The sequence below is a fragment of the Mesorhizobium sp. M7A.F.Ca.ET.027.03.2.1 genome, from assembly GCF_003999175.1.
GTDB lineage: Bacteria > Pseudomonadota > Alphaproteobacteria > Rhizobiales > Rhizobiaceae > Mesorhizobium.
On sequence record NZ_RZOM01000327.1, the window covers coordinates 1 to 5,695 of the forward strand.

A 5,695-nucleotide genomic window follows, 5' to 3' on the forward strand; every position below is an offset into this window, starting at 1 on the left:
GTACAGCGCATCATCTCCTGGCAATCGCGCGGCCCGGTCTTCAGCATTATCGCCGAACGCCTTCCTCAAACCTTGGTAGTCGTCGGCCTCGCCTATATCGTCGGTGTGCTGATTGCTCTGCCGATCGGCATCGTCTCGGCCTACAAGCAATATTCTGTGTTCGATCAGATCGGCACTTTCTTTTCGATGTTCGGCCTTGCCGTACCGTCTTTCTTCTCGGGCGTTCTGGCGATTCTGATCTTCGCCGTGTATCTCGACTGGCTTCCGACGATCTACAACACCAATCTCGTCGTGGACAACTGGGGCAGTTTTCTCGAGCAACTCCGGCAAATGGCCATGCCGGTGATGGTGCTAGCTGTTCAGACCACGGCTTACATCAGCCGCTATCTGCGGTCGTCAATGCTCGACAATCTCGGCCAGGACTACGTCCGCACGGCTCGTGCCAAGGGAATGGGAGAGCATGTGGTCGTTTTCATCCATGTGTTGCGCAATTCGATGATCCCGGTGGTCACTATCATCGCGCTCGGGCTGCCAAGCATCTTCGGCGGCGCCATCGTCACCGAGCAGATATTCAAGGTTAACGGAATCGGCGAGCTCCTGATTACCGCCATCTCCGCCAACGACGTGCCGATGGTGCAGACATTGGCCTTCATCTTCGCTGTGCTGATCGTCGTCTTCAACCTGATTGCCGATCTGCTCTACGGCGTACTCGATCCCAGGATTCGCTATGACTAATCTGCTTAGCTACCACGAGCCGAAAGAAGTTGCCGAGGCGCTTGTTTTGCAAACGCCAACTACCGATCCCGTCGCCGACATGGACCCTGTGTTGATCGAGGGACCGTCGCGCGATCAGCGGTGGGACGTCTGGGACCAGTTCAAGACCCACAAGGGCGCGCTCGCCGGGGCGGCCGTCTTCTTCCTGATTGTCGTAGGTGTCCTCTTCGTCCCCTTCGTTTGGCGCGTAAGCCCTACCTATATCGACTTCACGACTATGAACGCGGGACCAAGCTGGGGCCATCCGTTGGGCACTGACCAGCTTGGGCGCGATTTACTGGCGCGGATGATGACAGGCGGTCGCATATCGATCGCCGTCGGCCTGACGGCGATGGTCATCTCTATTTGTATCGGCACGCTTGTCGGTGTCCTTACCGGTTACTTCAAATCCCTTGATGGGCCGCTGATGCGGCTCACCGAACTCTGTTTGTCATTGCCGGTGCTCCCATTGCTATTAGTCGCAGTGATGCTGTTCCGCGATGCGGTGGCAAGCGTTCTCGGACCCGATCTGGGGAGTTTCATCCTAATCGTGTCGATCATCGGCGTGATGAGCTGGATGGGCACGGCGCGCATCGTGCGGGGCGAGGTGTTGGCCGTAAAGCAGCGCGAATTCGTATTGGCTTCGCGCAGCATCGGCACCCCGCCGCATCGGATCATCTTTCGGCATGTGCTGCCCAACGTCATGTCGCCGATCATTGTCTCGGCCACTCTCGGCATCGCCGACGCCATTATCACGGAAAGCGTGCTGTCGTTTCTCGGTTTAGGCTTTCCGCCAGATTTCCCGACCTGGGGGCGGCTGCTCTATGACGGGATGGGACAGATGCAGGTTTACCCGCAACTAGTGCTGTGGCCGGGGATTGCGATTTCGCTCACAGTCCTCAGCGTCGCTTATATCGGCGACGGCCTCAGAGATGCGCTCGATCCACGACTGCGGCGATGAAGCACGTTCGTGAGTCCTTCGGTATGTCAGACGGCTTGATTGGTCCATTCTTCACACCGGCGAAACTGGAATTCAACTCAGCATCGTCTCCGAGAGACTTTTGACGGCGGCAAGTGCCTCCATCTGCATTGGCGAACTCGTTGGCAAGTGACGTATTGTTGGCCAGGCGGCTAACGCATTTGGAACAACCCGAGCGAAACGAAATGCAGATCGAAGATGTCTTGTTAGCGCCTGGCAAGGGCGCATTTTTCTGTGACAATCAGGCTGCTATCTGCGTCGGGCTTGTCCTGGCCGATGGCTTCGCTGTCTGGGGCGACATTATAAGCATCCAGTATTCTGGTCCGGCGGACGCGTTCCTCTGTTCGACACCAACCAATTCTCAGACTTAACCTCACGCGTAAAACTCTGGGCATCGGCGCCCAGTGCCTTGGTGGCCTTGATGACAGTGGTTGGCGTCAAGGTTGCGACCTATCGTACGCATACACGAAGGCCGCATGATTAGCACGCGCGCGTGGGCGCGGCGGGCTCTATGATGGACTTGCGTGAAGGTCAGGCGGCCTGCTGATCGGCGGGCTTGTCGGCTTCGCGCAGGCGGTTCCATTCTCAGGGCAGTAGTTCGTGCAGACGCGAGGCGGGAAGATCGGCAATGCGGCCACGACGTCGGCGAGCCAGGCTTTCGGGTCGACGTCGTTGAGGCGTGCCGTGGTGATGAGGGTAAGCATAACGGCGGCGGCGCCACGCTGGGAACCGGCGAAGGTCCAGTTGCACCTTCCCAGAGCAATGCCACGTAGCGCTCTTTCCGCCGCGTTATTGCTGAGGCAGATTTTGCCGTCGTCGATGAAGCTGGCGAAGTCGCCCCAGCGCATGAGCATGTAGTTGATTGGCTTCAGGACCGCGGAAGCGCGAGAGGGTGTCGCGCTCGCGGAGCAACCAGGCGTGCATGTCGTCGAGAAGTGGTTTGCTCTTCTCCTGCCGCGAGCCACCTACTCCTTTCGAATGTAATGCGCGCCGGAATAGCCGTTTTAGCAAAGCACCTTGCTGACACGCTTTCGGGAGGTGGCGTTCGCGTGAATGTTGTCGCGCCTGGGTATTTTGATACCGGGAGAGTCCACAAGAGGATTGAGGCGTTGATAGTGGATGAAGGCCTGAATCGAGATGCGGCCATTCACCGTGTCGCCAGTGCCAATCCCTTCGGTCGTATTGGAACCGCTGATGAGCTAGCGGAGTTGGTTGGAATCATCGTGGGCGACCGCGCAAGATATCTCAATGGTACGACGATCGTGATAGATGGGGGCAGCAGCAGCCTCGTAATTTAGCTGTAATTTTAGGTATAGATGCGGACAAGCGCCGCCGAGTTCTTTTGGACCGCAACTCATGGTCATGCCTGGTGCGCCACATCGCTGATGAATCCCCATTCGGGAGCCATACGCGATGGCACGCAAACGCGTGGCCCACCGCAAAAGGCTGGAAGCAGACGCAGCCTGTCCGACCGCCCGCGCAATCAGGTTCCGCTCACAACTGGCATCCTTCGGCGGCGCCGCAATCTCACAAGCCCTCTCACCTTGGCCGGCCGCTTCGTCGCGCCGGCGGAGCTTCCCAACGCCGCCCCTGCAGAATTTCAGCAATGACCGAGACATCCCCTCTGCTGACGGGCCCATGTAGGCGCGGGCCATCTGAAAACGGGATGGTAGCGTCCGCGACATTATATTGGCGAATCGAAGGTAGCTTGGATTAAAAGTTGGAAATACGCAAAACCCCAGCTTCAATTCGCTGAATAATCACAATAGGCTAAAAAATGAGCGAGGCGCCACATCTTACGTTTGATCTCGACAAACCCGGCATGAGCAAAGGGCATCTCGTTGTCCCGGCAGGTGCCGACTGCGGAGAGCTCTCGCTCCCGGTCTTCAGTATCAATAAGGGCGTTGGACCGCGTCTTCTTGTCACCGGCGGATGCCATGGCAATGAACTGGAAGGGCCTCTTGTCGCGCGACGGCTTATCGAGTGGCTGCCCGAAGCGCAAACCTGTGGACAGGTCATCATCGTCCCCGTACTAAATCTGCCGGCGGTGCAGGCATTTAGCCGCAATACGCCGATTGACGGATTGAACCTCAACCGAGTGTTTCCGGGCAATGCCAATGGTTCGGTAACGGAACGAATCGCGGATGCCGTTTCGCGCGTTTTGCTGCCGATGGCCGATACCGTGTTTGATCTGCACAGCTTCGGACCGGCGTGGGAATATCCACCATCGACCACGACGCATCCCATCGCGGATCCCGATCTCATGGTCAGGACGGTGAGAATGGCGGAGGCGTTCAAATTGCCGTTGACTTTGGTGTGGGATCACCCAAGTACGGCTGGAATGTTCGATACCCTTGTCCAAAACCAGGGGAAGGTATTTGTTTGCGCTGAATTCGGAGGGGGCAATGTCAGCTCTGAATCTCTCGCGATCTACGAAGCTGGAGTTCGTAACGCATTCGTTTCGCTCGGACTTATCGAGGGAAGAATCGAGTATCCGACCTTCCGTCAACGGAAGCTCAGTCAGACACTTCAAACACAGTGCCCCTCCGATGAAATGAGATCGCTTGGACCGGGCATCTTCGAACCTTGCTGCTCGATGATGGATGAAGTGAAGCAGGGAGATCTCATCGGCATTCTGCATCCGGTGGATTCTCCGACAGCCGTTTCCGCTGATATTCGGTCTCCCAGTACTTCCATCGTCTGCGGCATTCGATCCGGCGGCTACGTCGTGGCTGAAGAATGGCTAGCGCTCCTTGCGCGACCGCTCAGATCTTGAGAGTCAGTGACCTGCCTGGATGTTTGAGCGGGCGGCTAGAGCGTGATGAATTTAGGTTGGCGCATAGTCGGCGTCGATGAAGTAATTTCTGCATTCGGTTGAGGTGACAGTGCCGAGGATTTGGCCGATGGCGTCACAGACGGTCTCGACCGTTCGCCTGGCAGCCTTGCGCAGCCAATGCTTGAGCTTGGCGAAGAATTTCTCAATAGGGTTGAGGTCGGGGGAGTATTTGGGCAGCAAGAACAGCCTGGCGCCGGCCGAGCGGATGGCACGGCGCACGGCCTTGCCCTTGTGCGATCCGAGATTGATGGGGTGGACGCCCCCTGAGGGCATCGCTGTGCCAAAGTGGTGTCGTTGATCATCACTTGAACGGAGGCGTCCATGTCTGAAGTTAGCACTATCGGATTGGATCTGGCGAAGAACGTGTTCCACGCGCACGGTGCCGATGCATCGGAACGGTCATGTTCAGAAAGAAACTTCGTCGTGAACAGGTTCTTCGGTTCCTGGCAACTCAGCCGGCCTGCACGGTTGCCATGGAGGCATGCGCCGGCAGCCATTATTGGTCTCGAGAGATAGCGAAGCTGGGACATGATGTCCGGCTGATCGCCCCGGGCTACGTCAAGCCCTTTGTGAAGCGGCAGAAGAACGACGCCGCTGACGCCGAGGCGATCTGCGAAGCCGCACAACGGCCGACCATGCGGTTCGTAACGGCAAAGAGCGAAGAGCAGCAGGCGGCTATGGTGTTCCGCATTCGCGATCTTGTGGTTCGCCAGCGTACGCAGACGATCAACGCGATGCGGGGCCATCTTGCCGAATTCGGGCTGGTGGCCGCGCAGGGGCTTTTCTACGTGGCCAAGCTCGTCGCGGCGATTGAGGATAAGGATTCCGCCATCCCCGAAGCCGTCCGGCCGGTTCTATGCCTGCTCGTTGAGCAGCTCCGCACGCTGGATGAGAGAGCGGCCATTCTCAACCGCGAGATCGCCCGGCGCGCCAAAGAAGATGCGGAAGCCAGGCGATTGATGACCATTCCCGGTATAGGGCCAATTGCCGCAACTGCCGTTGCCGCGTTGGCTCCTTCGGCCCGGACGTTCCGGAGAGGCCGGGACTTCGCGGCATGGCTCGGCCTTACGCCGCTGCAACGTCCCTCGGGCGGCAAGCAAAAGCTCGGCGAGACGCCCCCGAAGGGG

General features: G+C 58.2%; 4 protein-coding genes and 3 pseudogenes. 5 read left to right on the forward strand and 2 right to left on the reverse strand.

The window, feature by feature from the left end; all coding sequences use genetic code 11:
- Both EN750_RS16005 and EN750_RS16010 read left to right on the forward strand, forming a co-directional pair.
- The coding region (locus EN750_RS16005; RefSeq protein WP_145967692.1) for an ABC transporter permease at positions 1-735 on the forward strand (735 nt) is incomplete at its 5' end.
- A 79-nt stretch (positions 736-814) separates the two neighbouring features.
- Complete coding sequence (locus EN750_RS16010) at positions 815-1,714, forward strand: ABC transporter permease (RefSeq protein ID WP_127396989.1); 900 nt, start codon at positions 815-817, stop codon at positions 1,712-1,714.
- 603 nt (positions 1,715-2,317) lie between these two features.
- Here EN750_RS16010 and EN750_RS16020 read toward each other — a convergent pair.
- Positions 2,318-2,689 (reverse strand): annotated as a pseudogene (locus tag EN750_RS16020) (transposase); the annotation flags it as partial.
- A 26-nt stretch (positions 2,690-2,715) separates the two neighbouring features.
- Between EN750_RS16020 and EN750_RS16025 the strand changes: the two are divergent.
- Together EN750_RS16025 and EN750_RS16030 are read left to right on the forward strand one after the other, a co-directional pair.
- Positions 2,716-3,030: an SDR family oxidoreductase gene (locus EN750_RS16025; RefSeq protein WP_127396986.1), complete on the forward strand. Its 315-nt coding sequence runs from the start codon at positions 2,716-2,718 to the stop codon at positions 3,028-3,030.
- A 479-nt stretch (positions 3,031-3,509) separates the two neighbouring features.
- Complete coding sequence (locus tag EN750_RS16030; protein WP_127396987.1) at positions 3,510-4,508, forward strand: succinylglutamate desuccinylase/aspartoacylase family protein; 999 nt, start codon at positions 3,510-3,512, stop codon at positions 4,506-4,508.
- Between the two features lie 51 nt (positions 4,509-4,559).
- Here EN750_RS16030 and EN750_RS16035 read toward each other — a convergent pair.
- Positions 4,560-4,814 (reverse strand): annotated as a pseudogene (locus EN750_RS16035) (transposase); the annotation flags it as partial.
- Between the two features lie 75 nt (positions 4,815-4,889).
- Here EN750_RS16035 and EN750_RS16040 point away from each other — a divergent pair.
- Positions 4,890-5,695: pseudogene (locus tag EN750_RS16040) on the forward strand (IS110 family transposase); the annotation flags it as partial.

Coding starts and splice junctions, on each gene's coding strand:
- EN750_RS16010 (WP_127396989.1), top strand. CDS start 815: ATGGACCCTGTGTTGATCGAGGGACCGTCGCGCGATCAGCGGTGGGAC.
- EN750_RS16025 (WP_127396986.1), top strand. CDS start 2,716: ATGCGCGCCGGAATAGCCGTTTTAGCAAAGCACCTTGCTGACACGCTT.
- EN750_RS16030 (WP_127396987.1), top strand. CDS start 3,510: ATGAGCGAGGCGCCACATCTTACGTTTGATCTCGACAAACCCGGCATG.